The sequence below is a fragment of the Streptococcus sp. 27098_8_134 genome (assembly GCF_041431675.1).
GTDB lineage: Bacteria > Bacillota > Bacilli > Lactobacillales > Streptococcaceae > Streptococcus > Streptococcus sanguinis_R.
The window spans coordinates 748,358-774,187 of record NZ_JAPVYD010000001.1 but is presented as its reverse complement, the minus strand read 5'-3'; the positions used below and the strand labels follow the sequence as shown (position 1 = coordinate 774,187).

The window sequence follows — 25,830 nt, the reverse complement described above, 5'->3', positions numbered from 1 at the left end:
GATGAAAAATGAAAGAAAAAAACTATTGGCAAAAATCGCTTATCTCTACTATATCGAAGAAAGAAGCCAGTCTGATATTGCGGCTGAGACAGGGATTTATCGTACCACTATCAGCCGAATGCTGGCAGAAGCGAAAAAAGAGGGCATTGTAAAGATTGAGATTGAAGACTTTGATACCCGCTTGTTCCATTTGGAAAACTATGTAAAAGAAAAATACGGGCTCAAGGGAATCGAAATTGTCAGTAACTTAGTAGATGAATCTCCAGCAGACTTGGAAGAGAGGTTGGCTCAAGCTGCTGCAGGTATGCTGCGCGGCCTGATTAAAGACAATGATAAAGTGGGATTTTCTTGGGGAAAGAGCTTGAGCCTTTTAGTAGAGCACTCCAGCAGCAAGCATTTGACAAATGTTCATTTCTTTCCTTTGGCAGGTGGTCCCAGTCATATCCATGCACGCTACCATGTGAACACCCTCATCTATAGCATGGCTGGAAAATACCATGGGGACTGCCGTTTTATGAATTCCACGATTATTCAGGAAGATGAGCAACTAGCAAATGGAATTTTAGATTCTAAATATTTTGAAGATCTAAAAAGCAGCTGGCAGGAGCTAGATGTGGCTGTGGTTGGTATTGGCGGGCAGGTTGACACGAGAAATCGTCAATGGCTGGACATGCTGACTTCAGAGGATTTTCTTGCTCTAGAGAGTCAGGATGCTGTCGGAGAAATCTGCTGTCGCTTCTTTAATAAAAAAGGGGATATGGTCTACCAGCATTTGCAAAATCGAACGATTGCCATCTCTTTGGAAAATTTGAAAAAGGTGCCGCTTAGTCTGGCCTTTGCCTATGGCAGTCAAAAATCTGCTGCTATCTTAGCGGTGTTGCGAGCTGGCTATGTCAATCATTTGGTTACGGATGAAGCGACGATTCTAAAAATGCTTGACTTGGATGGAGATAGGAGTTTCTTCACTTCTTGATAGTAGCGGCATCTCAGGTGCAAGAGATTTCCAAAACTAAATTTAGGAATCCTATTTTTTAATAGTGGATTTGCAGCTATGTATGGAGGTGGATTGTTGATTTGAAAAAGCTTATGAAACAAAAATTGACTAGTTTAGCCACAGGGGAGCTAGTCGCTGTGCTAGTATTTTGGATGAATTTTTTCCTGCTCAAAAAATGGATTCTTACTACTAGAGCTTTGATTTCTATTTCTTTCTCCTTGTTTGTACTGAGTTTTATTCTGATACAGGGCTCTGTTTTTTGGTTGATTTTGATAAAAAGGATTTCCAATCCAGGATTTGCTGAAAGATATACAGGCAAGATTTATAAGGTACTAAAGATCTTAGACCTTATTTTGCTGGGTGTGGGAGCCCTGATAATCATTTTTAATTCCAGTGATTTTTCCACATTCATCATCTCTTTAGCAATTTGGTTTTTTGTTGTCATCGAGTGGATTAATTATTTTAAATGGCAATTATCCTACAGTCTGAATCCTGCCGTTTTATTGAAATACATCTTCCAGAGGAAATTGCGGAAAAGTAAAATAGCAAAGGAAATTGAGAAAGCCGTTTAAAAAGATAAGTTTTGGTTTTTTAAAATAGCATATATGAATAAGTAGAAGCGAATAGCTGCTGCTTCTTTTTTTGTGTCGAATCTGCTTATCGTTCTTATCTAATAGAGTGCCTTTGATTCGCAGTTGCATAAAGCTGTACAGAACTGTCTTTTATGGGGGGAGTTTTTATTCTGCACAAATGTGCAAAATAATTTAAATAAGCTAATTTGTTCTATAATATATTGACGGACTGAGATAAAGGTGATACATTCTAGTTACAAACAAAAATAAATCACTTTCAAACAAAAGAACAAGTTTTTGTTAATCATAAAGATAGGAGCGATTGTAACATATGGAAATGATTGTAGCAGATCAAATTATCATGGGTCTTATCTTAGACGCTGGTGATGCCAAGCAGCATATTTATCAAGCTTTATCACTAGCTAAAGATGGTAAGTTTTCAGAATGCGATGAGCAGATTGAGCTGGCAGATAAGGCGCTGTTAGAGGCCCATAACTTGCAGACCAAGTTCCTAGCTCAGGAAGCTGGAGGAACGAAAACAGAGATTACAGCGCTGTTTGTTCATTCTCAAGATCATTTGATGACTAGCATTACAGAGATTAACCTCATCAAAGAAATCATCGACTTGAGAAGAGAATTACAAGGGGAAAAATAAATCATCAGGAGGATGAAAAGATGGTTAAGATTGGTTTGTTTTGCGCGGCAGGTTTTTCAACAGGAATGTTGGTCAACAATATGAAAATAGCTGCAGCTGAAAAAGGGCTGGAAGCTGAGATTGAAGCCTACTCTCAGGCTAAGTTGGCTGATTATGCAGCGGATCTGGATGTCGCTTTATTGGGCCCGCAGGTAGCTTATACTCTGGACAAATCTACAGCTATTTGCGACAGCTGCCATACTCCGATTGCAGTTATTCCGATGGCTGATTACGGTATGCTAGATGGCGAAAAAGTGTTAAACCTCGCTTTGAGTTTGTTGGATAAACATTAAAATCAAGGAGCTTCGTTATGTCTAAAGTGGATACTCAAAAAATCATTGCGCCGATTATGAAGTTTGTCAATATGCGCGGGATTATCGCCTTAAAAGACGGTATGTTGGCAATTTTGCCTCTTACAGTTGTGGGAAGTCTATTCTTGATTGTAGGGCAATTGCCGTTTGAAGGTCTAAATCAAGCCATTGCTGGTGTGTTTGGGGCTGACTGGACAGAACCGTTTATGCAGGTTTATTCAGGAACCTTTGCCATTATGGGGCTGATTTCTTGTTTTTCAATCGGCTATTCTTATGCCAAGAACAGCGGTGTAGAGCCTCTGCCGGCAGGGGTGCTGTCTCTTTCTTCTTTCTTTATCCTTTTGAAATCCTCCTACATACCAGAAAAGGGTGAGGCGATTGCAGATGCGATTGCCAAGGTCTGGTTTGGCGGACAAGGAATCATTGGAGCCATTCTCATTGGTCTGGCAGTTGGCAGTATCTATACGATTTTCATTCAAAAGCATATTGTCATCAAAATGCCAGAGCAGGTTCCTCAAGCGATTGCCAAGCAGTTTGAAGCCATGATTCCTGCTTTCGTTATTTTCTTGCTGTCAATGCTTGTTTATATTATTGCCAAGATAGTGACAGGTGGCGGTACCTTTATTGAGATGATTTACGATGTCATTCAGGTGCCTCTGCAAGGTCTGACAGGCTCTCTGTATGGAGCTATCGGTATTGCTTTCTTTATTTCTTTCCTGTGGTGGTTCGGCGTCCATGGGCAGTCTGTTGTCAATGGTGTCGTAACAGCCTTGTTGCTGTCAAATCTAGATGCTAATAAGGCCCTGCTTGCTGCAGATAAGCTGTCTGTCAGCCAAGGCGCTCATATTGTGACCCAGCAATTTTTGGATAGTTTTCTTATCTTATCGGGATCCGGTATCACTTTCGGAGTAGTCGTGGCCATGCTCTTTGCTGCCAAGTCTAAGCAGTATAAGGCTCTGGGGAAAGTTGCTGCTTTTCCGGCAATCTTTAATGTCAATGAGCCAGTTGTCTTTGGCTTTCCGATTGTGATGAATCCGGTCATGTTCCTGCCCTTCGTTTTGGTGCCAGTTTTGGCTGCTTTGATTGTCTACATGGCTATTGCGGTTGGCTTTATGCAACCATTCGCAGGTGTGACTTTGCCTTGGAGTACGCCGGCTATCATTTCTGGCTTTATGGTCGCTGGCTGGCAAGGGGCAGTCATTCAAATTGTCATTCTAGCTATGTCTGCCTTTGTCTATTTCCCATTTGTGAAGTTTCAGGATAAGATTGCCTACAATAACGAATTGAAAAATGAAGAATAATCTGATTTTGATGGATAAAAACACAAAAGTTTCTTGGCTCAGATGGCACAAATGTGCAAAAAATCTTTAATTCAGTAATCGCCTATAAATGATTGAATTCTAAGATTTTGCATGTTACAATAGTTACGAAAGAAATAAATTAAATTTCATAAGAAAGGTTGTGGCCAAATGATCCAAGTAAAAGAAGTAGAAAAAACAACAATAAAAACAGCCTATTTTGGCAGCTTAACAGAGCGGATGGATAAGTATCGGGAAGATGTTTTAAATAAAAAGCCCTATATTGATGCAGAGCGCGCTGTCTTAGCTACCAAGGCTTATGATAAGCATAAGGAAAAACCAAATGTGTTGAAACGTGCTTACATGCTCAAAGAGATTTTGGAAAATATGACGCTTTATATCGAAGATGAAACGATGATTGTCGGCAATCAGGCTTCATCTAATAAAGATGCGCCTATTTTCCCAGAGTACACTTTAGAGTTTGTACTCAATGAACTAGATCTTTTTGAGAAGCGGGACGGAGACGTCTTCTACATCACAGAGGAAACCAAAGAGCAGCTCCGCAGTATTGCTCCTTTCTGGGAAAACAATAACCTCCGTGCTCGAGCAGGGGCTCTACTTCCAGAAGAAGTTCAGGTTTATATGGAAACTGGCTTCTTTGGCATGGAAGGAAAGATGAACTCTGGGGACGCCCACTTGGCGGTCAACTATCAAAAACTCTTGGCCTATGGACTGAAAGGTTTTGAAGAAAAAGCTCGCGCAGCTAAGGAATCCTTGGATTTGACCGATCCGGCTAGTCTTGACAAATACCACTTCTATGATTCCATTTTCATCGTAGTAGATGCTGTGAAAGCTTATGCGGAGCGTTTTGTTGCTTTGGCCAATCAGCTGGCTGAAAAAGCAGAGCCTAAGCGCCGTCAGGAGCTCTTAGAAATCGCTAGAATCTGTTCTAAAGTGCCGTACGAGCCAGCATCAACCTTTGCTGAAGCTGTTCAGTCTGTTTGGTTTATCCAGTGTATCCTTCAGATTGAGTCCAACGGACATTCACTCTCTTATGGACGCTTTGACCAGTACATGTATCCTTATGTCAAGGCAGATTTGGAAGCTGGACGTGAGACAGAGGCTAGTATTGTGGAACGCTTAACCAATCTTTGGATTAAGACGATTACCATTAATAAAGTGCGCAGCCAGGCCCACACATTCTCATCTGCGGGCAGTCCCCTTTATCAAAATGTGACAATCGGTGGCCAAACGAGAGATAAGAGAGATGCAGTCAACCCGCTTTCCTACCTTGTCTTGAAATCTGTAGCTCAAACTCATCTTCCTCAGCCGAATCTGACTGTTCGTTATCATGCAGGCTTAGATGCTCGCTTTATGAATGAGTGTATCGAAGTCATGAAGCTTGGTTTCGGTATGCCGGCCTTCAATAATGATGAAATCATCATTCCGTCCTTTATCGCAAAAGGCGTTTTGGAAGAAGATGCTTACGACTACAGTGCTATCGGCTGTGTGGAAACTGCTGTGCCTGGTAAATGGGGCTACCGTTGTACAGGTATGAGCTACATGAACTTCCCTAAGGTGCTCCTCATCACTATGAACGATGGAATTGATCCGGCATCTGGTAAGCGCTTTGCACCAAGCTTCGGTCATTTTAAAGATATGAAGAGCTTTGCTGAGCTGCAAACGGCTTGGGACAAGACCTTGCGCCACTTGACCCGCATGAGTGTCATCGTGGAAAATTCTATCGACCTGTCTCTTGAAAGAGAAGTGCCGGATATCCTCTGCTCAGCTTTGACAGATGACTGTATCGGACGCGGTAAGCATTTGAAAGAGGGCGGAGCTGTCTATGACTATATTTCCGGTCTTCAAGTCGGTATTGCCAATCTATCAGACTCATTGGCAGCTATCAAAAAGCTGGTCTTTGAGGAAGGCAGGCTGACTCCGGCTGAACTCTGGCATGCACTTGAAACGGACTATGCAGGTGAGCGTGGTAAAGAAATTCAAGAGATGCTGATTCATGATGCACCAAAATATGGTAATGATGATGATTACGCAGATAAGCTAGTGACAGATGCTTATGATATTTATGTGGATGAAATCGCTAAATATCCAAATACCCGTTATGGCCGCGGTCCAATTGGCGGTATCCGCTACTCTGGAACGTCTTCTATTTCAGCCAATGTAGGTCAAGGTCGCGGTACCTTGGCGACACCAGATGGCCGCAATGCCGGAACACCGCTCGCTGAAGGCTGCTCTCCATCCCACAATATGGACAAGAACGGCCCAACCTCCGTATTGAAATCTGTTTCCAAATTACCGACAGACGAAATCGTAGGTGGTGTTCTGCTCAATCAAAAAGTCAATCCTCAGACCCTGTCTAAGGAAGAAGATAAAGTGAAACTTATTGCCTTGCTTCGTACATTCTTTAACCGTCTGCATGGCTATCATATCCAATACAATGTCGTTTCTCGGGAAACATTGATTGATGCTCAGAAGCATCCTGAAAAACACCGCGATTTGATTGTTCGTGTTGCAGGCTACTCTGCTTTCTTCAATGTGCTTTCCAAGGCGACGCAAGATGATATTATTGGACGTACGGAGCACACATTGTAAAAGAGGTCCAATTTATGGAATTCATGCTTGATACCTTAAATTTAGAGGAGATAAAAAAATGGTCGGAAGTCCTCCCTTTGGCGGGAGTGACTTCCAATCCGACCATCGCAAAAAAAGAAGGAAAAATAGATTTCTTTGAACGGATTCGCGCTGTTCGGGAAATCATAGGAGAAGGTCTAACTATCCATGTGCAGGTTGTTGCCAAGGATTACGAGGGAATCTTGAAAGATGCTGCTGAAATTCGAAAAAAATGCGGCGATGCTGTCTATATTAAAGTTCCGGTAACACCGGCTGGGCTGGCAGCTATCAAAACTCTTAAAGCAGAAGGTTACAAGATTACAGCAACAGCCATTTATACAACCTTTCAAGGTCTATTAGCTATTGAAGCAGGGGCTGATTACCTTGCTCCTTACTATAACCGCATGGAAAATCTCAATATTGATTCAGATGCTGTCATCAGCCAGTTGGCTCAGGCGATTGAGCGGGATCATTCCGCCAGCAAAATATTGGCAGCTTCCTTTAAGAATGTTGGCCAAATCAATCGTGCTTTTGCTGATGGGGCCCAAGCCATTACAGCTGGACCAGATGTCTTTGCAGCAGCCTTTGCCATGCCGTCTATCGCTAAGGCAGTAGATGACTTTGCTGCTGACTGGTCAGCAATTCACAATCAGGAATACATTTGAAAGGCATATATAATGCTCTATCTATAAAAAAGAAAGAGGTGTTCTATGAGAATTTTTGCAAGTCCGTCTCGTTATATTCAGGGAGAAAATGCTCTGTTTGAAAATGCAAAACAGATTCTTCAGTTAGGCAGCCATCCAGTCTTGCTTTGTGATGATATGGTTTACCAGATTGTTGGGGAAAAGTTCAATGACTACCTTACTCGTTATGGCTTTCATGTGCTGCATGTCGCTTTTAACGGAGAAGCTTCTGACGCTGAAATAGATCGGGTCGTTGCTTTGGCTGAAAAAGACGGAGCAGACTTAGTTATTGGTCTAGGCGGTGGGAAAACGATTGACAGTGCGAAGGCGATTGCAGACATACTAGGACGTCCTGTGGTCATTGCGCCAACCATTGCCTCTACAGATGCCCCAACTTCAGCACTTTCTGTTATCTATACAGAAGATGGAGCCTTTGAAAAGTACATTTTCTATAGTAAAAACCCCGAACTAGTCTTGGTGGATACGAAAGTGATTGCTGGAGCGCCAAAACGACTTCTAGCTTCTGGGATTGCAGATGGTTTGGCGACTTGGGTAGAGGCGCGTGCTGTTCAGCAGAAAAATGGCACTACCATGCTGGGACAAAGACAGAGCTTAGCTGGTGTAGCAATTGCGAAGAAGTGTGAAGAAACCCTGTTTGCAGATGGCCTGCAGGCTATCGCAGCCTGTGAAGCAAAAGTTGTAACTCCAGCTCTGGAAAATATCATTGAAGCCAATACCCTTCTCAGCGGCGTCGGCTTTGAGAGCGGCGGTTTAGCGGCAGCCCATGCTATCCACAACGGCTTTACAGCTCTTACAGGCGATATTCATCACTTGACCCACGGCGAAAAAGTTGCCTATGGAACTTTGACCCAGCTCTTATTAGAAAACCGACCTAAAGAAGAATTGGAAAAATATATTCGCTTCTATCAAAAGATTGGTATGCCGACAACTCTGAAAGAAATGCATTTAGAAAATGCCAGCTATGAAGATTTGCTCAAAGTTGGTCAGCAAGCGACGATTGAGGGCGAAACCATTCATCAGATGCCATTTGAGATTTCAGCTTCTGACATTGCAGGTGCCATCCTAGCGGTTGACCAATATGTCAGGGATTTGGATAAATAAAAGCAAAATATAAAACAAGCCACCTTTCAACCATAAGGCTGACGAGGCGGCTTGTTTTTTAATGAGATTACCAGATATAAGGAAAAACTCGGTATCTAACCTTTTGGCAATAAGCTTCGTAATTTTTCCCAAAGTGATTGCCTAAAGCTTTTTCTTCTACTCTAAGTCGAATGCTATATCCTACCACCAGTAAAATAAGACTGATAATGATTGTCAGAGGATTTAGTGATGTAATCGATAGACCAAGGATAGACAAGATACTGCCAGTATAAGCAGGATTTCTCACAATAGCATAAGGACCATGGTCTACTAATTGTTGACTATCGGTTGTCTGAACGGCCAGTGTGAAGTTTTTTCCGAGATAATTGACTGCATAGATTCGCAATGCGAACCCTGCTAGGGAGATGAGAATTCCAAGATAGATAGTGAGGCTGGGTAAGTGGGGGACAAAGTCGAGAAATTGTCCGTTTATCAAAAATAAGCAGCAGATAACACTGCCGATAATGATGTAGCGGCTCCCTTTATCTGCAGAGTCGTTTACATTGTTTGACTTAGTTTTATTTTTAATCCACATTTCTGTGCTAATAAAAATAACAAAGAAAATATAAATGAAAACAGTTTGTAAATTCATGATTATTCCTCCGGCCAGAATTATACAACTTTTAATTTTAGAGGTCAATCAGAGACTAACGCTTTAGAGATGAGTTATAGTTTTTGTCAGTGAAAACTGGATTCCGTCTTTCAAAATCCCTTGAAAATGGTATAATAGAAACAGTACAAAAAATGGAGAAAAGAATGGCTTATTATAATCACAAAGAAATCGAACCCAAGTGGCAGAAATATTGGGCAGAGCACCATACATTTAAGACAGGTACGGACAAGGCCAAGCCTAACTTTTATGCGCTGGACATGTTTCCTTACCCATCAGGAGCGGGGCTCCATGTAGGGCATCCGGAGGGCTACACGGCAACAGATATCCTCAGCCGCTACAAGCGGGCTCAGGGCTATAACGTCCTGCATCCTATGGGCTGGGATGCCTTTGGTCTGCCTGCTGAGCAATACGCCATGGATACAGGCAATGACCCGGCTGACTTTACAGCGGAAAATATTGCCAACTTTAAGCGTCAAATCAACGCTCTTGGCTTCTCCTATGACTGGGACCGGGAGATTAATACAACTGACCCTAACTACTACAAGTGGACCCAGTGGATTTTCACCAAGCTTTACGAAAAAGACCTGGCTTATGAAGCTGAAGTGCCAGTAAACTGGGTTGAAGAGCTAGGAACGGCTATCGCCAATGAGGAAGTCCTGCCAGACGGAACATCTGAGCGCGGTGGTTATCCAGTTGTCCGAAAGCCTATGCGTCAGTGGATGCTGAAAATCACAGCCTATGCAGAACGTTTGCTCAATGACTTGGAGGAACTGGACTGGCCAGAGTCTATCAAGGATATGCAGCGCAACTGGATCGGCAAGTCAACCGGTGCCAATGTAACCTTCAAGATTAAGGATACAGACAAGGACTTCACTGTCTTTACGACTCGTCCGGACACCCTTTTTGGTGCGACCTATGCTGTTTTGGCTCCAGAGCATGCTCTCGTTGATGCCATTACAAGTGCAGAACAAGCCCAAGCAGTAGCAGACTACAAACATTCAGCCAGCCTCAAATCCGACCTAGCTCGGACTGATTTGGCTAAGGAGAAGACCGGTGTCTGGACAGGAGCTTATGCCATCAATCCTGTCAACGGCAAGGAAATCCCCATCTGGATTGCCGACTATGTGCTTGCAAGCTACGGAACCGGTGCCATCATGGCCGTTCCTGCGCATGACGAGCGCGACTGGGAGTTTGCTAAGCAGTTTAACTTGGAGATTATTCCGGTTCTAGAGGGTGGCAATGTTGCTAATGCTGCTTACACAGAAGACGGTCCGCATATTAACTCTGGCTTCCTAGATGGCTTGGACAAGGCTGCCGCTATCGAAAAGATGGTTGCTTGGCTGGAAGCGGAAGGTGTCGGAAATGAAAAAGTCACCTATCGCCTGCGCGACTGGCTCTTTAGCCGTCAACGCTACTGGGGTGAGCCGATTCCAATCATTCATTGGGAAGATGGGACCTCAACGGCTGTCCCTGAAAATGAACTTCCACTTGTCCTGCCTGTAACCAAGGATATCCGCCCTTCTGGTACCGGTGAAAGCCCTCTGGCCAATCTGACTGACTGGCTGGAAGTGACTCGGGAAGATGGTGTCAAAGGACGCCGCGAAACCAACACCATGCCTCAATGGGCTGGTTCCAGCTGGTATTACCTGCGTTACATTGACCCGCACAACAATGAGAAATTAGCAGACGAAGAACTGCTCAAGGCTTGGCTGCCAGTCGATATTTACATCGGTGGCGCAGAGCACGCTGTGCTCCACCTCCTCTACGCTCGCTTCTGGCATAAATTCCTCTATGATATCGGAGTGGTACCTACCAAAGAGCCTTTCCAAAAACTCTTTAACCAAGGGATGATTTTGGGGACTAGCTACCGTGATCACCGTGGAGCACTTGTGGCAACTGACAAGGTGGAAAAACGCGATGGTTCTTTCTTCAATATCGAAACTGGAGAAGAACTGGAGCAAGCGCCTGCTAAGATGTCTAAGTCTCTGAAGAATGTAGTCAACCCAGACGATGTAGTAGAGCAATACGGTGCTGATACCCTTCGTGTCTATGAAATGTTCATGGGGCCGCTGGATGCATCTATCGCTTGGAGCGAAGAAGGGTTAGAAGGCAGCCGTAAGTTCCTTGATCGGGTTTATCGTCTCCTTAACTCTAAGGAGCTGGTCACTGAAAATAGCGGAGCTTTGGACAAGGTCTACCATGAAACGGTCAAGTCTGTCACAGAGCAGATTGAGGAGCTCAAGTTTAACACAGCCATTGCCCACCTCATGATCTTTGTCAATGTAGCCAACAAGGAAGAAAAGCTCTATGTCGAATATGCCAAAGGCTTTATCCAATTGCTGGCGCCTTTTGCACCGCACTTGGCTGAAGAACTCTGGCAGGCAGTCGCTCAAACTGGCGAGAGCATTTCCTATGTAACTTGGCCAACTTATGACGAAAGCAAACTGGTCGAAGCAGAGGTCGAAATCGTTGTTCAAATCAAGGGTAAAGTTCGTGCTAAGCTAGTCGTAACTAAGGACTTGAGCCGTGAGGAACTGCAGGAAATCGCTCTGTCAGATGAAAAAATCAAGTCTGAAATCGCCGACAAAGAAGTTGTAAAAGTCATTAGCGTACCAAATAAACTTGTTAATATCGTTGTGAAATAATTAGTTTGTTTATTGCATTTGCAGGAGATTTCAATCAAGTCTGCATCAGACAATAAAATGCTATTGTTATCAAATACAAAGAAGACCTTGAGTAAATTTTCTCAAGGTCTTTTGTTAGAACAATTCCCAATTAGGTGTTGAGAATTTCTTGGTCTGTGCCATATAAAAATGAGTAAAATGAATTTCCATTGCTAAGGTCATCAAGGTTGCGATGGAAATGACAACAGTTGGATAGGCTGAGAAAAGAAGGGAAAGAATTAGTCCGACAAGGAAGATTCCTGCTTGGAACCCATAAAAGAACTTGTTATAGCGGAGGTAACTCTTGTTGAAGCGACCATTTGACAAGACCGCAGATTGGAAGAGTCCGATACCAGCATAGAAGAAGCTAGTCGCAAAGAGGTGATGGGCTTCAGGGTTTACCAAGAAACTCATAGACACAGTGATCATAATCAAGCCGATGAAAATCGGATAGTGGCTATAAATTAGGAAAATTCCTTTATTCTCCCCTTTCTCATCAATGGCATGGTCAAACTGACCGAAATAGTTCATAAAGAGGTTGACCATGATGATAAAGTATAGGATAGAATGAATGGAAAAATGTTCCAGTGTAAAGAAATCTGCTAGACCCATAATCATCTCACCAAAGGTAATAATGACCAGCAGTGAAATGCGTTCGATGAGATGGGGCAGATTGATTTGAAAATGGGAAACTTTTCAAGTCAATAGGACGGGCATGATAAAGGTTAGGAGAATCCCAGTCATGTAGACATGAATCCCAAGATGAATTGGTAAGAGAGCAGCTAGGTAGACCAGGACAGTTCTGAGACCAGTCATCCAAAGAAACCCCTTGATGCTTTTACGATTGGCCGGCGTGGTAGATTTTCGAAGATATTCAACCAGATATTGGGAAAATAAGGTCAAGGTCAGTGTCCCAATCGTCCAGCAGAAGGCATGGAAATAGGACTGCCAGTCATTAGTAATCATGTTTGATATCAAGAGCAGCATGGCCATATTGACGAACATGACGACCATATTAAAAAGAGAATTTTTCCCATAGCGATTAGTATAGACGGTCTGAATCATCCAACAATTGACCAGAACCAGAAGTGTCATAAGGAAGCCAAAGATAGCATCTAGAGATAGAACCCCATGGTGAAGGTGATGAATGAGGGCAGTCGTTTTGGAAATCGCGTAGACAAAAACCAAGTCATAAAAAAGCTCACTAAATTCCACCCGTTTGTGTTTGATAAGATTTGACATAAGAAGACCTTTCATAGAAATTTCTAACAGTTTATTATAACAGAAAATGGATAGAATGAGGCAGATTGTTTTTTACCAGAATTTTTGGCGTAAATTGTCATTGGCGTGTCAGAATCTGTCATTTTCTTGTCGGATTCTGTATCGTATAATAGTCTCATCAATCAAATGAAACAAAAGAGGAAATGAACATGTCAAACAAAAAAGTTATCTTAGTCACAGGCGCTTCATCAGGTATCGGTTACCAAACTGCTGAACAACTTGCTAAAGAAGGTCATATTGTCTATGGCGCTGCCCGCCGTGTGGATGCCATGAAACCACTTGAAGCCTTTGGCGTGACACCAGTTAGTTTGGATATTACAGATGAAGCTAGCATTAAAGAAGCTCTTAATCTCATCATCAAGAAAGAAAATCGTATCGATGTCTTAGTCAATAATGCTGGCTACGGATCCTATGGTGCAGTTGAAAATGTAACGATTGAAGAAGCTAAGATGCAGTTCGAAGTCAATATCTTTGGTCTAGCTCGCTTGACACAACTCGTTCTTCCTTATATGCGTAACCAAAAATCAGGTCGCATTATTAATGTGGGCTCAATGGGTGGTCGTTTGACATCCTACTTTGGTGCTTGGTATCATGCGACCAAATATGCTCTCGAAGCTTTTTCAGATGGTCTTCGTATGGAAGTGTCTGATTATGGCATTGATGTCTCTATCATCGAACCAGGCGGTATTAAAACGGACTGGGGCTTCATCGCTGCTGACAAACTGGCCGAATCAGCTAAAGGTGGTGCTTATGAAGTAGCAGCCACCAAGGCAGCAGAAGGGATGCGTAAGCAATACTCTGGCAATATGATGTCAAATCCTAAAGTTATTTCAAACGCTATTTCAAAAGCAGTCAACAGCCATCGCCCTAAAACCCGCTACTTAGTAGGTATGGGAGCTAAACCTTTGGTATTCTTGCATGCTATCTTGCCAGATCGTTGGTTTGATGCCCTCATGAAGCGGGCTTCTTAAGAGAAAAAGGAGAAACCCTATGCGTCTGAATCTCAGTCAGCAATATATTGACAATTTAAAACTGATCGGGCTAGATCTGAACATGATTCTGGAACTAGCCAATCTTCCAGATACCACATGGAAGGAAGAGATGAACCTCTCAACTCTGGACTATTACCATCTTTTGATGGCTTTTGATAAGGTAGCCAATGATGAGCAGATTATCGCTATGAGCCGCATCAAGGATATTCAAATGTTCATGCCACCTTTCTTTGCGGCACTTTCGTCAAAAAATGGCCTCGCAGCGATTGAACATTTTGCCAAATATAAGAAAATCACAGGTCCTATTGTTGTCTGTATTGAGACCTTTGATGACTTAGTCCGTGTGAGCTATCGCTATGATTATCCAGGGTTTGACTTGCCTCGTTTCGCTCTCCTCAACGAACAGCTGTTATTGGTCGATTTGGTTCGGACAGGGACAGGAGAAAACATCACTCCAGCACACGTTGGGACTCCATATGTCTATGAAGAAGCGAGTATTGCGGTATTTGGTTGTCACGTGGAAAAAATGGAAGGCAATGAAGTCGTCTTTAAAAAGTCAGATTTGGAGAAACCATTTTTAACTGCCAATAATGTCATGCTAGACTACCTAGAGCCTCAACTCAAAGAGCGCTTGGCAGAAGCCGTGACTAGTGAAAGTTTTACCGGTATCGTTCAGCAAAAACTCTATCAGGCTATCCCAAGTGGGGTCTTTGGTATCGAAGATATCGCAGCGACGCTAGGGATTAGTAGCCGAACCTTGCAACGAAATCTGACGGCAGAAGGCACTAAGTTTAACCAAGAATTGCAAAATGTGCAGAAGCTCCTAGCCTTTGGTTACTTCAAGAATCCTGACATGACAACGGATGATGTAGCCTATCTGCTGGGCTATTCCGAAGTGTCCTCCTTCTCGCGGGCCTTTAAAAAGTGGACAGGAAAGACCATTTCAGAGTATCGAGAAGAGATTCAGAAACACTCCTAAAATTAGAGATATCGATTATAAGCATCAGATAATATCATCTGGTGTTTTTATTTTTTAAAGAATTTCAACTTTTTTCTTGACAAGTGAGTATACACTCACTATAATAGCTCTTGTGATTTAAAAAGTGAGTATACACTCACCTAGGAGGAAGTAAATGAAAACATTACTACATTTACAAGATTTAGTAAAATCTTTTGACCATCAAATAGTTCTGAATCATGTCAGCTTTGAATTGCAGACAGGAGAAATTATAGGATTAATTGGTCCGTCTGGTGCTGGTAAATCAACTATGATTAAGACTACGTTAGGAATGGAAAAGGCTGATGGAGGCGTAGCTTTAGTGTTAAATCACACTATGCCCAATCGCCATATTTTAGGAGATATTGGTTATATGGCCCAGTCAGATGCCTTATATGAGGCTTTGTCAGGTCAAGAAAATCTAGAATTTTTTGGTCAGCTAAAAGGGCTATCCAAAAGAGATCTGACAGCTGAAATTTCCCATGTGGCTCAAGTTGTGGATTTGACAGAGCATTTGAATAAAACGGTATCCGGTTATTCTGGAGGAATGAAACGGCGTTTATCTCTGGCCATCGCACTTCTGGGGAATCCTCAGCTCTTGATTTTGGACGAACCGACAGTTGGAATCGACCCTTCTCTTCGAAAGAAAATCTGGAAAGAATTATTCGCGCTTAGAGATAATGGGGTTGGGATATTAGTTACTACCCATGTTATGGATGAAGCAGAGTTGACGGATAAGGTCGGTTTATTATTAGGCGGAAAAATCATTGCTTTTGATACACCGCAACACTTAAAAGAAAGTTATCAAGTTTCAAGTATTGAAGAAGTATTTTTAAAAGCAGAAGGTGAGTAAAATGAGAACAATAGCGATTGCAAAAAAAGTCATCAAAGAATTACTTCGTGACAAACGAACTCTAGCCCTGATGTTTATAGCACCTGTTTTTATCATGTGGTTGATGAACCTCATGTTTTCAGCTAGTACAACCGTGAATGTCAAGTTGGCAACACAAGATCTACCAACTGGTTTGGTAACGAAAATGGATGAGCTCGATCATGTGGACGTCGAGATTTATCAAGGCTTAGATCAAGCCAAAGAAGCGCTAGTAAATGAAAAAGTCGATGCTGTGATTTCTTATAAAGACGGTGAGTATCAGGTCGACTACGCAAACACAGATGCCTCCAAGACATCTATGATACGACAAGTGTTACGAACAAGTATCGTCAATGAAGGCACCAATCAGTTATTATCTCGTGTCAAACAAGCTCTTCCACAATTGAAATTAGATGCAAAGGCGCCTGAAATCAAAGAATCTTACCAATATGGAGATAAAAATACTGGATTCTTTGCACGTATGATTCCAATTTTAATTGGCTTTGTGGTCTTCTTCTTTGTCTTTTTGATTTCTGGTATGGCGCTTTTGAAAGAACGCACCAGTGGAACACTAGAACGTTTGTTAGCAACACCAGTGAAACGATCTGAAATCGTCTATGGCTATATGTTGTCTTACGGTATTATTGCGATTTTTCAAACGGCAGTTGTCGTCTTAGCAGCAATTTGGCTACTAGATGTAGAAGTTGTAGGAAGTATTTTAAATGTTATAATAGTTAATGTGGTACTGGCTCTTGTAGCACTGGCATTTGGAATTCTCTTGTCTACTCTAGCAAAATCAGAATTCCAAATGATGCAATTTATTCCTCTCGTGATTATGCCCCAACTTTTTTTCTCAGGAATTATTCCATTGTCATCCATGGGAGAATGGGCTCCAACTGTGGGGAAATTTTTGCCATTAACCTATTCTGGTGATGCAATAAGCCAGATTATTCTTTACGGGCACAATCTTGGTGATATTTTGTCAAATCTTAGTGTTTTAATGGTTTTCTTGATCATTTTAACAATTCTTAATATTGTTGGATTGCGTCGTTATCGTAAAGTTTAGAAATCAACATAAATAATGCTAAAAAGGTGTGAAGATTAGATGGATAAGACTGTTTTTGAATCGTTTGAAGATTACTTAGAAGAAGCGAATTACCCTCAAGGAAAGAAAAAAATCATGCAGGCAGCAGTGGATCTCATATCAACCAGGAGTTACCATGGGACCTCAACTCTTCACATAGCTGAGCGTGCTGGACTAAGCCAGGCAACTTTGTTTAAGTATTTTAAGACGAAGGATGATTTACTGACGGCTATTTTACATCCTGTAGTCCCAGGCATTCTCGGTAGTTTTTTTGAGGAACTCTTAGCTTTTGAAACGACAGAAGAGAGGGTTCGTTATCTCGTCCACGATCGTATGAGCTATCTCAAAAAAAATCGTGCTTTGATGAAAATCATTCTGCAGGAGAGTTTTTCAAATAAAAAACTAAAAAATGAACAGATTTTTATCTGGAATGCTATTCAAGATAAACTTCGAGTACTTCATAAGGAATTGCTAGCAGATCCACGTGTAAATCCAGAGTTAACGATTCCTCAAATGGTTCGTATTTGTGTTGGTCCATTGTTGGCTTACTTCGCTCAGCTTTATATCGTTAGCGACAATGGAGAAATAAAAGAGGAAGACTTAGACTTATTAGAAAAACAGATCTTAGGTGGCTTGTGGAGATAATGCTTGCATTGTATTAATGAAGTTTAAGATTTATCTTTGAGGAATATTTTTATTAATCTATTCTTTCTCTTAAATAGTAGAACTTTTCTCATTTTTCGATTTTCTCTTGTATTAGTTCGGGTTTTTATTTATAATCATTATAAATAAAAAAGAAAGAGAAATTTTAAATAGTGGAAGAACATAAAATTGATACGAACTTTAGTGGTCGGCTGAATATATTGCGGGCAGGGGTTTTAGGAGCCAATGATGGTATTATTTCCATAGCAGGTGTGGTTATTGGGGTAGCTAGTGCGACGGACGATGTCTGGATTATCTTTCTGTCTGGTTTGGCGGCAGTCTTTGCGGGCGCCTTTTCTATGGCTGGCGGAGAGTATGTGTCAGTTTCTACTCAAAAGGATACAGAGGAAGCTGCTGTTGCCAGAGAGCGGGAGCTCTTAGAGAAAAATCCAGATATCGCTAGGCAGTCTCTCTATGCTGCTTATGTTCAAAATGGCGAGTGTGAGACTTCTGCCCAGCTCATGACTAACCGGGCTTTTCTCCAAAATCCGTTGGAAGCCTTAGTGGCGGAAAAGTATGGCATCGAGATTGAGGAGTTCACTAATCCCTGGCATGCGGCTATCTCTAGCTTTTTAGCTTTTGCTGTTGGTGCGCTTTTTCCTATGATTACCATTATCCTGCTTCCAGCCAGCGTCCGTATCTGGGCAACTGTTCTAATCGTGGCCTTGGCTCTTTTGGGAACGGGCTACACCAGCGCTAGATTAGGCAAAGCACCACTCAAAAATGCTATGATTCGCAACCTCGTGATCGGACTTTTAACCATGGCGGTCACCTATGCAGTAGGGCAGGCTTTTGCAATTTAGTAATGAGAAGAGTTAAAGTCAGTAGTTTTACTGGCTTTTTAACTGCATCAAAAAATTTGTTTCAAAGATGAAATATTTTTTTAAAACGCTTTCCTTTTAAATGTAAATGTTTTATAATGATATAGTAAGAAAAAGTTTATTTTAGGAGGGCTAATTATGGCTAAAAAAATTAAAGACGTGAATGGGAAGGTTTATGTTCAGAAAAACCCTTTTTATAAAAAATGGTGGTTTATTCTAATTGTTATTTTAATTGGTTATGGTGCTATTAAAGGTGGAGAAACTTCGACAGAATCGCCTCAAACAACATCATCTAGCGAAAAAAGTGAGGTAGTAAAGGCAAGTTCTTCAACTGAAGAAGCGAGTAGTGTGGAAACATCTTCTGAAGATAAAGTAGAGGTTAATTACAAAATAGGCGATTTAGTGAAAGTAGGTGATGTTGAATATATTGTAAATTCAAAAACAACAGCTCAAAATATAGGAGGAGAGTTTGGAAAAAATGCGAATGGAACTTATTTGATTCTGAATGTTACAGTTAAAAATAATGGTTCAAAATCTATTACGGTTACAGATAGCTTCTTTACTTTACTTAAAGGTAAGGCTGAGTATGAGGCCGATAGTACAGCGGGGGTTTATGCAAACGAAGATACAAAATTTTTCTTAACAGATTTAAATCCTGAAAACACAGTTACTGGAAATGTTGTTTTTGATCTAAATCCAGAAACTGTGAGCGACCCTAACTTGCAACTACAAGTCCAGACAGGATATTGGGGAACGCAGAAAGGATTAGTCAGCATCAATTAGTAAGCTAAAAGTTTGCGTCCGTCTTTTACAAAACGATGTTCTTAGTTATCATCTGAAATAAGCGCAGTGTACTTCCTTTTATTCTCTAATTCCAAAGTTCGAGAGAAAGAAGTGCGTGGCACTTCTTTTTTGTGAAAATTTTCTTTATATCAAGAAAACTTTTGGAAAATATGATATAATAGTTGCGTATAAAATATGAAAAGGAGTTTTTGTAACATGGCAAAACTTACTGTTAAAGACGTTGATTTGAAAGGTAAAAAAGTCCTCGTTCGTGTAGACTTTAACGTACCATTGAAAGACGGAGTGATTACAAATGACAACCGTATCACTGCAGCTCTTCCAACTATTAAATACATCATCGAGCAAGGCGGTCGCGCAATTCTCTTCTCTCACCTTGGACGTGTTAAAGAAGAAGCAGACAAAGAAGGTAAATCTCTTGCGCCAGTAGCTGCAGACTTGGCTGCTAAATTGGGTCAGGACGTTGTTTTCCCAGGTGTCACTCGTGGTGCTGAATTGGAAGCAGCTATCAATGCTCTTGAAGATGGACAAGTTCTTTTGGTTGAAAACACTCGTTTCGAAGATGTTGACGGCAAGAAAGAATCTAAAAATGATCCAGAACTTGGTAAATACTGGGCATCTCTTGGAGATGGTATTTTCGTAAATGATGCATTTGGTACAGCTCACCGTGCACACGCATCAAATGTTGGTATCTCAGCAAACGTTGAAAAAGCTGTTGCTGGCTTCCTTCTTGAAAACGAAATTGCCTATATCCAAGAAGCGGTTGAAACTCCAGAACGTCCATTCGTAGCTATTCTTGGTGGTTCAAAAGTTTCTGACAAGATCGGTGTTATCGAAAACTTGCTTGAAAAAGCTGATAAAGTCCTTATCGGTGGTGGTATGACTTACACATTCTACAAAGCACAAGGTATCGAAATCGGTAACTCACTTGTAGAAGAAGACAAATTGGATGTTGCGAAAGCTCTTCTTGAAAAAGCAAATGGCAAATTGGTTCTCCCTGTTGACTCAAAAGAAGCAAATGCTTTTGCGGACTACACTGAAGTGAAAGACACTGAAGGTGAAGCAGTGGATCCAGGCTTCCTTGGTTTGGATATCGGTCCTAAATCTATCGCTAAATTTGATGAAGCTTTGACTGGCGCGAAAACTGTTGTCTGGAATGGCCCTATGGGTGTCTTTGAAAACCCAGACTTCCAAGCTGGTACAATCGGTGTTATGGACGCTATCGTGAAACAACCAGGCGTGAAATCAATCATCGGTGGTGGTGACTCAGCTGCCGCAGCCATCAACCTTGGCCGTGCAGACAAGTTCTCATGGATTTCTACTGGTGGTGGTGCATCAATGGAACTCCTTGAAGGTAAAGTATTGCCAGGACTTGCAGCATTGACTGAAAAATAAGCAGTAAGTTTGGAAACTTTGATCTTGTAGAGAACAAGTACAAAACTGTAATAAGGAAAGACTAGCGAAAGCTGGTCTTTTTCTTGTATTCTCATTGTCCAGCTGTAGGGAAAAGTCCTACAATAAAAATACGTTTTTCCTTGGATGTCTAAATCTGCATAAAGGTAAATAAAACGAGCATAAAATGCTTGCAAAACTGAGAAAAACTTGTTAGGATATAAGATATATATATTTATTCTGATGCTTAAAGAGGGTCAAAATGAGAAAGAAACTTCCGATTGGTGGTTTCCATTACTTTTTGATTTTCTGAAGGCATGAGAAAACTGCATACTGTAAAAGTTAGCAGAGGGAGGAGAAAAATGAAGAAAAAAGAAGTTTTTGGTTTTCGGAAAAATAAGGCTGTTAAAACGTTATGCGGTGCTGTTCTAGGTGCGGCTTTTTTAACGTCAACGATGCAAGCAAGAGCAGATGAAGTAGTATCTGATACCAATAGTCCTATCAATACTGAAATGGTAGGTACTGGAAATGCAGCGACCAATCTACCTCAAGCTCAAGGGCCAGCCAGTCAGGCATCTCAAGAGAGTCAGGCGCGAGCAGGTCAGGCAGATGGCGGTGTGATAGTGACTGTTCCAACAGCTGGTTTAGATGAAAGCGTCAAAAAGGCTCAAGAAGCTGGGCTGACAGTGGTCAAAGACCCAGCTGTTGACAAAGGAGTAGCTCAGACTGCTCAAGAAACTGCAGACAAAAAAGCGGAGATTGCAGAAGATTATGAAGCGCAAGTAACCGATATTGATGCCAAGGTCAAGGAGTACAAAGAAAAAGTATCAGCCTACGAGGCGGAAGTGGCTCGGATTACAGCAGAAAACAAAGCGACAGCGGAACAATACGCTAAAGATTTGGCTGCTCATCAAGCAGAAGTAGCTCGGATCACAGCAGAAAATGCTCAGCTGAAAGCAGATTATGAAGCGGCACTTAGTAAATACAAAACAGATTTAGCAGCGGTTCAAAAGACGAATGCGGATAACGCGGCGGCTTACCAAGCGGCAAAAGCGGCCTATGATGCAGAATTAGCCCGTGTCCAAAAGGAAAATCAAGATAAAAAAGCTCAATATGAAGCAGATTTAGCAGCTTATGAAGCTAAAAAGACTCAAATTGAAGCTGAAAATGCAGCAGCTCAAAAAGAATATGAGCAAAAGCTAGCAGAGAACCAAGCTAAGAATGCCACTATAGCAGCTGAAAATGAAGAAATCAAGAAGCGTAATGCCCAAGCCCAAGCAAACTATCAAACTCAGCTAGCCCAGTATAATGCTGATTTGGCTGCCTATAAAACAAAATTAGCCAAGTATCAGCAAGATAAGGCTAAATATGATGCTGAACAGGCCAAGATTAAGGCTGGTCTGGCTATTGCAGAAACAAAGAAGACTGAAGACGGGCATTTGAGCCGTCCAATTGCGCAAAGCCTGGTTTTCAAATCAGAACCTAATGCTAATTTGTCACTGACTACAACTGGTGAGTTTGTCAGCTATGCTGGTATGGAAGCCGCTGTAAAGAATACTGCAGAGTTTTCTAAGAAATTCTTCCAACTGGACAACTTCAAAGTAACAGATATTCAAAATGCTAACTATCAGACCAACCAGCAGGAAAGCTTTGGTACAGTTGGCAAGTATGCAGGCTACAGTTCTAACGTAACAAGCGGTAAAGGGCCAACTGAATGGTCTTCTGTCTTGTTGCGTCGTGGTGAGTCTGCTACAGCAACCTATACAAATCTCCAGGGGACTTATTATCGAGGGAAAAAAGTTTCTAAAATTGTCTATACTTATACCCTTGATCCAAGCTCTCAATTCCGCAATGATAAGGCCTGGTTAGGTATTTTTAAAGACCCGACAATGGGAGTTTTTGCTTCAGCTTATACAGGAAATTTTGAAGATGCAACCTCTCTCTTTGTGAAGACGGAATTTGTCTTTTATGATGATAAAGGCCAACCTATTAATTTTGATCAGGCTTTGATGTCCGTGGCTTCCCTCAACCGTGAAGCTAATTCTATCGAAATGGCCAAAGATTATACCGGAACTTTCAACAAGATTTCGGGTTCATCAGTTGGTGAAAAGAACGGCCAAATCTATGCGACTGAGTCTGAAAACTTCAAAAAAGATGTTGGCGGATCTCGCTTCACCATGTATAAGAATAGTCAGCCGGACTCAGGCTGGGACACTACAGATGCTCCGAATTCATGGTATGGAGCAGGAGCGGTAGAAATTTCTGGCACGACCAACAGTATGACGATTGGAACAATTTCCTCTTCTGAAGTGTTAGGCCAGCCAGAGGCTACTGATCCACGTAGGGCTGATAAGTTAGCTCCTAAGAAACCAAATATTTGGTTTGCGATTAATGGTGATATCCGAGCGACTGATCTGCCAATTATTACAGTAGAAGAACCGGAAGCGCCCGTAGCTCCTACAGCTCCTGCAGTGCCAAGTGAAGAAGCGCTTAAGCCTTTGGTTCCAGCTCCAACTGCACCAACACCGAAGGCTCTTCCAACACCTCCGGCAGCACCGACTTATGATAAGGAGCCGGAAGCGCCAACTCGTACACCAGAAACACCGGAGCCTAATAAACCGGTAGAACCAACTTATAGCCCGCTACCAACCTCATCAACAGAGCCTGTTTATCAAAAAGAGCCAGCAGCGCCTGTAGCTCCGACTGTGCACTATCATTATCATCTCTTGCGATCTCAGCCGCAGATTCATAAAGAGATTCAAAATGACCAAGGCACCAATATTGATAAGACTCTGGTGGCTAAGCAGTCCGTTGTTCAGTTTGCTCTAAAGACAGAAGCTCTTCCAGCTGGACGCAGTGAGACGACTTCCTTTGTCATTGCTGATCCGTTGCCAAGTGGTTATGAAGTTGACTTAGAAGCAACAAAAGCTGCTAGTGCAGGTTTTGACGTCAGCTATGATAAGGCTGGTCACACAGTGACATTTAAAGCAACTGCAGCAACGCTAGCTACTTATAACGCTGATAGGACCAAAGAAGTTGCTACGCTCTTTCCAACAGTGGTTGGCCGAGTACTCAATGATGGCGCAACTTATACTAATAATTTCACCCTGACAGTCAATGATGCCTATGGTGTTCGCTCAAACGTAGTACGCGTGACCACGCCAGGCAAGCCTGATGATTCAGACAATCCTAGCAATAATTACATCAAACCAACCAAGGTCAATAAAAACAAGGCAGGATTGGTGATTGATGGCAAGGAAGTCTTGGCTGGTTCGACCAATTACTACGAGCTGACTTGGGATTTGGATCAGTATAAGGGTGACAAGTCATCTAAGAGCACGATTCAAAAAGGTTTCTACTATGTAGATGACTATCCGGAAGAAGCACTTGAACTTCGTCCGGAATTAGTCAAGCTAGTAGATGCAGATGGCAAGGCTGTGGCAGGTGTGACAGTGACCCACTACGAGAGCCTTGAAAAAGCCCCTGCAGCAGTTCGAGAGCTCCTTCAAAAGGCGAATGTCACTGTTAAAGGTTCTTTCCAACTCTTTGCAGCAGACGATGACCAAGCCTTTTATGACCACTATGTCGTAACAGGTAAGTCTTTGACGATAACAAGTCCTATGGCAGTCAAAGAAGGAATGGGCCGCACAGGTGGTAAATTCGAGAACAAGGCTTATCAAATTGACTTTGGAAATGGTTATGCGACAGACGTAGTCGTCAACAATGTTCCTAAAATCAGTCCTGAAAAAGATATTACCCTGAGCCTTGATCCGACAAGTGCAGAAAACTTGGATGGCAAGGAACTGACTTTGGGACGGCATTTTAACTATCGTCTCATCGGAGGCTTGATCCCTGCTAACCACTCTGAAGGTTTGACAGACTATAGCTTTGTGGATGATTATGACCAACGAGGAGATGAGTACATGGGTGCTTACAAAACCTTTGCCAAAGTGGACATCACGCTCAAAGATGGTAAGGTGATAAAGGCTGGTACAGATTTGACTGAGTATACAGCTGCGAATGTTGATCTTGAGAAAGGCTTGATTTCTATTCGTTTCAAGGAAGAATTCTTAGAGACTATTTCTCTGGATTCAGCTTTTCAGGCTGAAACCTATCTACAGATGAAGCGGATTGCTGCGGGTACTTTTGAAAATACCTACATTAATACTGTCAATCATGTAGTCTATGCTTCAAATACGGTTACAACAGTCACTCCTAAGGCACAGCATCTGCTTGTTTCAGATGTAAACGATCCAAGAAGAGCCAATCCAACTTCAGCAGCTAAAAAGATTCCTGTTTCTCTTCTGCCAGAAACGGGAGCCAAAGATACAGTCTATCTGCCATATCTAGGTTTAGCAGCCATTATTGGTGCTTTAGGTCTAGGAAAATTGAAGGGTAAAGAAGACTGATAATAGATGAGGCTAGGGAATCCCTAGCCTTTTATCTTTAAAAATACTGCTAAATCTCATGTAGCAAAAGTCTAAATCATTTGTAACATGACAAAAACATAACTCTAAAAAAACTGACATGTAAATATTGTATGATTTTTTTATCATCAAATTATACGGAGAAACACATTTATGAAAAAAACATTTGCTAAAGCGACTCTTGGTTTAACTTCCACAGCTTTTTTGGCGACAATCGGCGCTCAAGCTGTTCATGCAGATTCTTATGTTGTCCAGCAAGGGGACTCTTTTTTTGCCATTGCTAGTGCAAATGGAATGAATCCTTACGAACTTGCTGCCAATAATGGAAAGACAATTTTTGATACGATTAACCCAGGGGATGTGTTGCAAGTAAATGGCACTGCTTTGGCTCAGACTTACAATCCTTACAGCGCTCCAGCTTATAAAGCGACAAGTGATGCTGCTTTGGTATCTGATACTGAAGATGTTGTCTTAAATACGCCAACTGACTATGGCAATTCTTACCCAATCGGCCAATGTACCTGGGGCGTGAAAGAAATGGCTCCCTGGGCAAGCAACTGGTGGGGGAATGCTAATACTTGGGCAATCAATGCTGGTGCTCAGGGTTATGCAACAGGAAATGTTCCAGTACCAGGCGCTATTGCAGTTTGGGATGGTGGCGAATACGGACATGTTGCTTATGTGACAGATGTGCAAAGCGACAGCTCTATTCAAGTCTTGGAAGCCAACTACAATCGCCAAAAGCAAATTAACAACTATCGTGGCTACTTTAATCCGAATGAATTTATGGGTGGAGTTACCTACATTTATCCAAACTAAAGAAATAAAAACGCGGCTGGGAC

20 protein-coding genes and 1 pseudogene are annotated in these 25,830 nt (G+C 42.0%); 19 read left to right on the top strand and 2 right to left on the bottom strand.

Annotated elements, in window-relative coordinates; all coding sequences use genetic code 11:
• Position 1 precedes the first annotated feature (1 nt).
• The 8 genes from O3620_RS03620 to O3620_RS03585 all read left to right on the top strand — a co-directional run bounded on the left by O3620_RS03620 (position 2) and on the right by O3620_RS03585 (position 8,305).
• Positions 2-973 (top strand): sugar-binding transcriptional regulator, encoded by a 972-nt coding sequence (locus tag O3620_RS03620; RefSeq protein WP_002901592.1) that lies wholly within the window; start codon positions 2-4, stop codon positions 971-973.
• Between the two features lie 101 nt (positions 974-1,074).
• Positions 1,075-1,566, top strand: coding sequence for a hypothetical protein (locus O3620_RS03615; protein WP_002918199.1), 492 nt, complete (start codon positions 1,075-1,077; stop codon positions 1,564-1,566).
• Positions 1,567-1,897: 331 nt separating this feature from the next.
• Positions 1,898-2,221: a PTS lactose/cellobiose transporter subunit IIA gene (locus O3620_RS03610; RefSeq protein WP_002896659.1), complete on the top strand. Its 324-nt coding sequence runs from the start codon at positions 1,898-1,900 to the stop codon at positions 2,219-2,221.
• Positions 2,222-2,241: 20 nt separating this feature from the next.
• Positions 2,242-2,553 (top strand): PTS sugar transporter subunit IIB, encoded by a 312-nt coding sequence (locus O3620_RS03605; RefSeq protein WP_002896658.1) that lies wholly within the window; start codon positions 2,242-2,244, stop codon positions 2,551-2,553.
• Positions 2,554-2,570: 17 nt separating this feature from the next.
• Positions 2,571-3,872: a PTS sugar transporter subunit IIC gene (locus O3620_RS03600; protein ID WP_002896657.1), complete on the top strand. Its 1,302-nt coding sequence runs from the start codon at positions 2,571-2,573 to the stop codon at positions 3,870-3,872.
• Between the two features lie 168 nt (positions 3,873-4,040).
• Positions 4,041-6,482 (top strand): glycyl radical protein, encoded by a 2,442-nt coding sequence (locus tag O3620_RS03595; protein WP_371601447.1) that lies wholly within the window; start codon positions 4,041-4,043, stop codon positions 6,480-6,482.
• Positions 6,483-6,496: 14 nt separating this feature from the next.
• Positions 6,497-7,165, top strand: a complete 669-nt coding sequence (locus O3620_RS03590) for a fructose-6-phosphate aldolase (RefSeq protein ID WP_002901586.1) — start codon at positions 6,497-6,499, stop codon at positions 7,163-7,165.
• A gap of 45 nt (positions 7,166-7,210) precedes the next feature.
• On the top strand, positions 7,211-8,305 hold the full coding sequence (locus O3620_RS03585; protein WP_002898501.1) for a glycerol dehydrogenase: 1,095 nt from the start codon (positions 7,211-7,213) through the stop codon (positions 8,303-8,305).
• Between the two features lie 67 nt (positions 8,306-8,372).
• Here the strand turns inward: O3620_RS03585 and O3620_RS03580 are convergent, their stop codons facing one another.
• The gene (locus O3620_RS03580; RefSeq protein ID WP_371601444.1) at positions 8,373-8,936 is read right to left on the bottom strand and encodes an isoprenylcysteine carboxylmethyltransferase family protein; all 564 of its coding nucleotides are present in this window, start codon (positions 8,934-8,936) and stop codon (positions 8,373-8,375) included.
• A gap of 164 nt (positions 8,937-9,100) precedes the next feature.
• Between O3620_RS03580 and leuS the strand changes: the two genes are divergently transcribed.
• A complete protein-coding gene (gene leuS, locus O3620_RS03575) occupies positions 9,101-11,602 on the top strand; it encodes a leucine--tRNA ligase (protein ID WP_124764432.1) in 2,502 nt (833 codons plus the stop codon).
• A gap of 114 nt (positions 11,603-11,716) precedes the next feature.
• Here the strand turns inward: leuS and O3620_RS03570 are convergent.
• Positions 11,717-12,862: pseudogene (locus O3620_RS03570) on the bottom strand (low temperature requirement protein A).
• A gap of 182 nt (positions 12,863-13,044) precedes the next feature.
• On the opposite strand from O3620_RS03570, the gene O3620_RS03565 reads away from it, so the two are divergent.
• From O3620_RS03565 to O3620_RS03520, 10 genes are all read left to right on the top strand, one after another.
• Positions 13,045-13,872 (top strand): oxidoreductase, encoded by an 828-nt coding sequence (locus O3620_RS03565; RefSeq protein WP_002901581.1) that lies wholly within the window; start codon positions 13,045-13,047, stop codon positions 13,870-13,872.
• 19 nt (positions 13,873-13,891) lie between these two features.
• A complete protein-coding gene (locus tag O3620_RS03560; protein ID WP_002901580.1) occupies positions 13,892-14,872 on the top strand; it encodes an AraC family transcriptional regulator in 981 nt (326 codons plus the stop codon).
• Between the two features lie 154 nt (positions 14,873-15,026).
• A complete protein-coding gene (locus O3620_RS03555; RefSeq protein ID WP_002901579.1) occupies positions 15,027-15,743 on the top strand; it encodes an ABC transporter ATP-binding protein in 717 nt (238 codons plus the stop codon).
• 1 nt (position 15,744) lies between these two features.
• Complete coding sequence (locus O3620_RS03550; RefSeq protein WP_002901578.1) at positions 15,745-16,827, top strand: ABC transporter permease; 1,083 nt, start codon at positions 15,745-15,747, stop codon at positions 16,825-16,827.
• Positions 16,828-16,866: 39 nt separating this feature from the next.
• The gene (locus O3620_RS03545; protein ID WP_002918192.1) at positions 16,867-17,490 is read left to right on the top strand and encodes a TetR/AcrR family transcriptional regulator; all 624 of its coding nucleotides are present in this window, start codon (positions 16,867-16,869) and stop codon (positions 17,488-17,490) included.
• Between the two features lie 170 nt (positions 17,491-17,660).
• Positions 17,661-18,350, top strand: coding sequence for a VIT family protein (locus O3620_RS03540; RefSeq protein WP_002903680.1), 690 nt, complete (start codon positions 17,661-17,663; stop codon positions 18,348-18,350).
• A 156-nt stretch (positions 18,351-18,506) separates the two neighbouring features.
• The gene (locus tag O3620_RS03535) at positions 18,507-19,151 is read left to right on the top strand and encodes a DUF4352 domain-containing protein (protein ID WP_061602615.1); all 645 of its coding nucleotides are present in this window, start codon (positions 18,507-18,509) and stop codon (positions 19,149-19,151) included.
• Positions 19,152-19,367: 216 nt separating this feature from the next.
• Positions 19,368-20,564, top strand: a complete 1,197-nt coding sequence (pgk, locus tag O3620_RS03530; RefSeq protein ID WP_002926909.1) for a phosphoglycerate kinase — start codon at positions 19,368-19,370, stop codon at positions 20,562-20,564.
• Positions 20,565-20,878: 314 nt separating this feature from the next.
• Entirely contained in the window at positions 20,879-24,970 is a 4,092-nt protein-coding gene (locus tag O3620_RS03525) for an antigen I/II family LPXTG-anchored adhesin (RefSeq protein WP_061602614.1), read from the top strand.
• A 171-nt stretch (positions 24,971-25,141) separates the two neighbouring features.
• Positions 25,142-25,807: a CHAP domain-containing protein gene (locus O3620_RS03520; protein ID WP_002914436.1), complete on the top strand. Its 666-nt coding sequence runs from the start codon at positions 25,142-25,144 to the stop codon at positions 25,805-25,807.
• Positions 25,808-25,830: the final 23 nt, after the last annotated feature.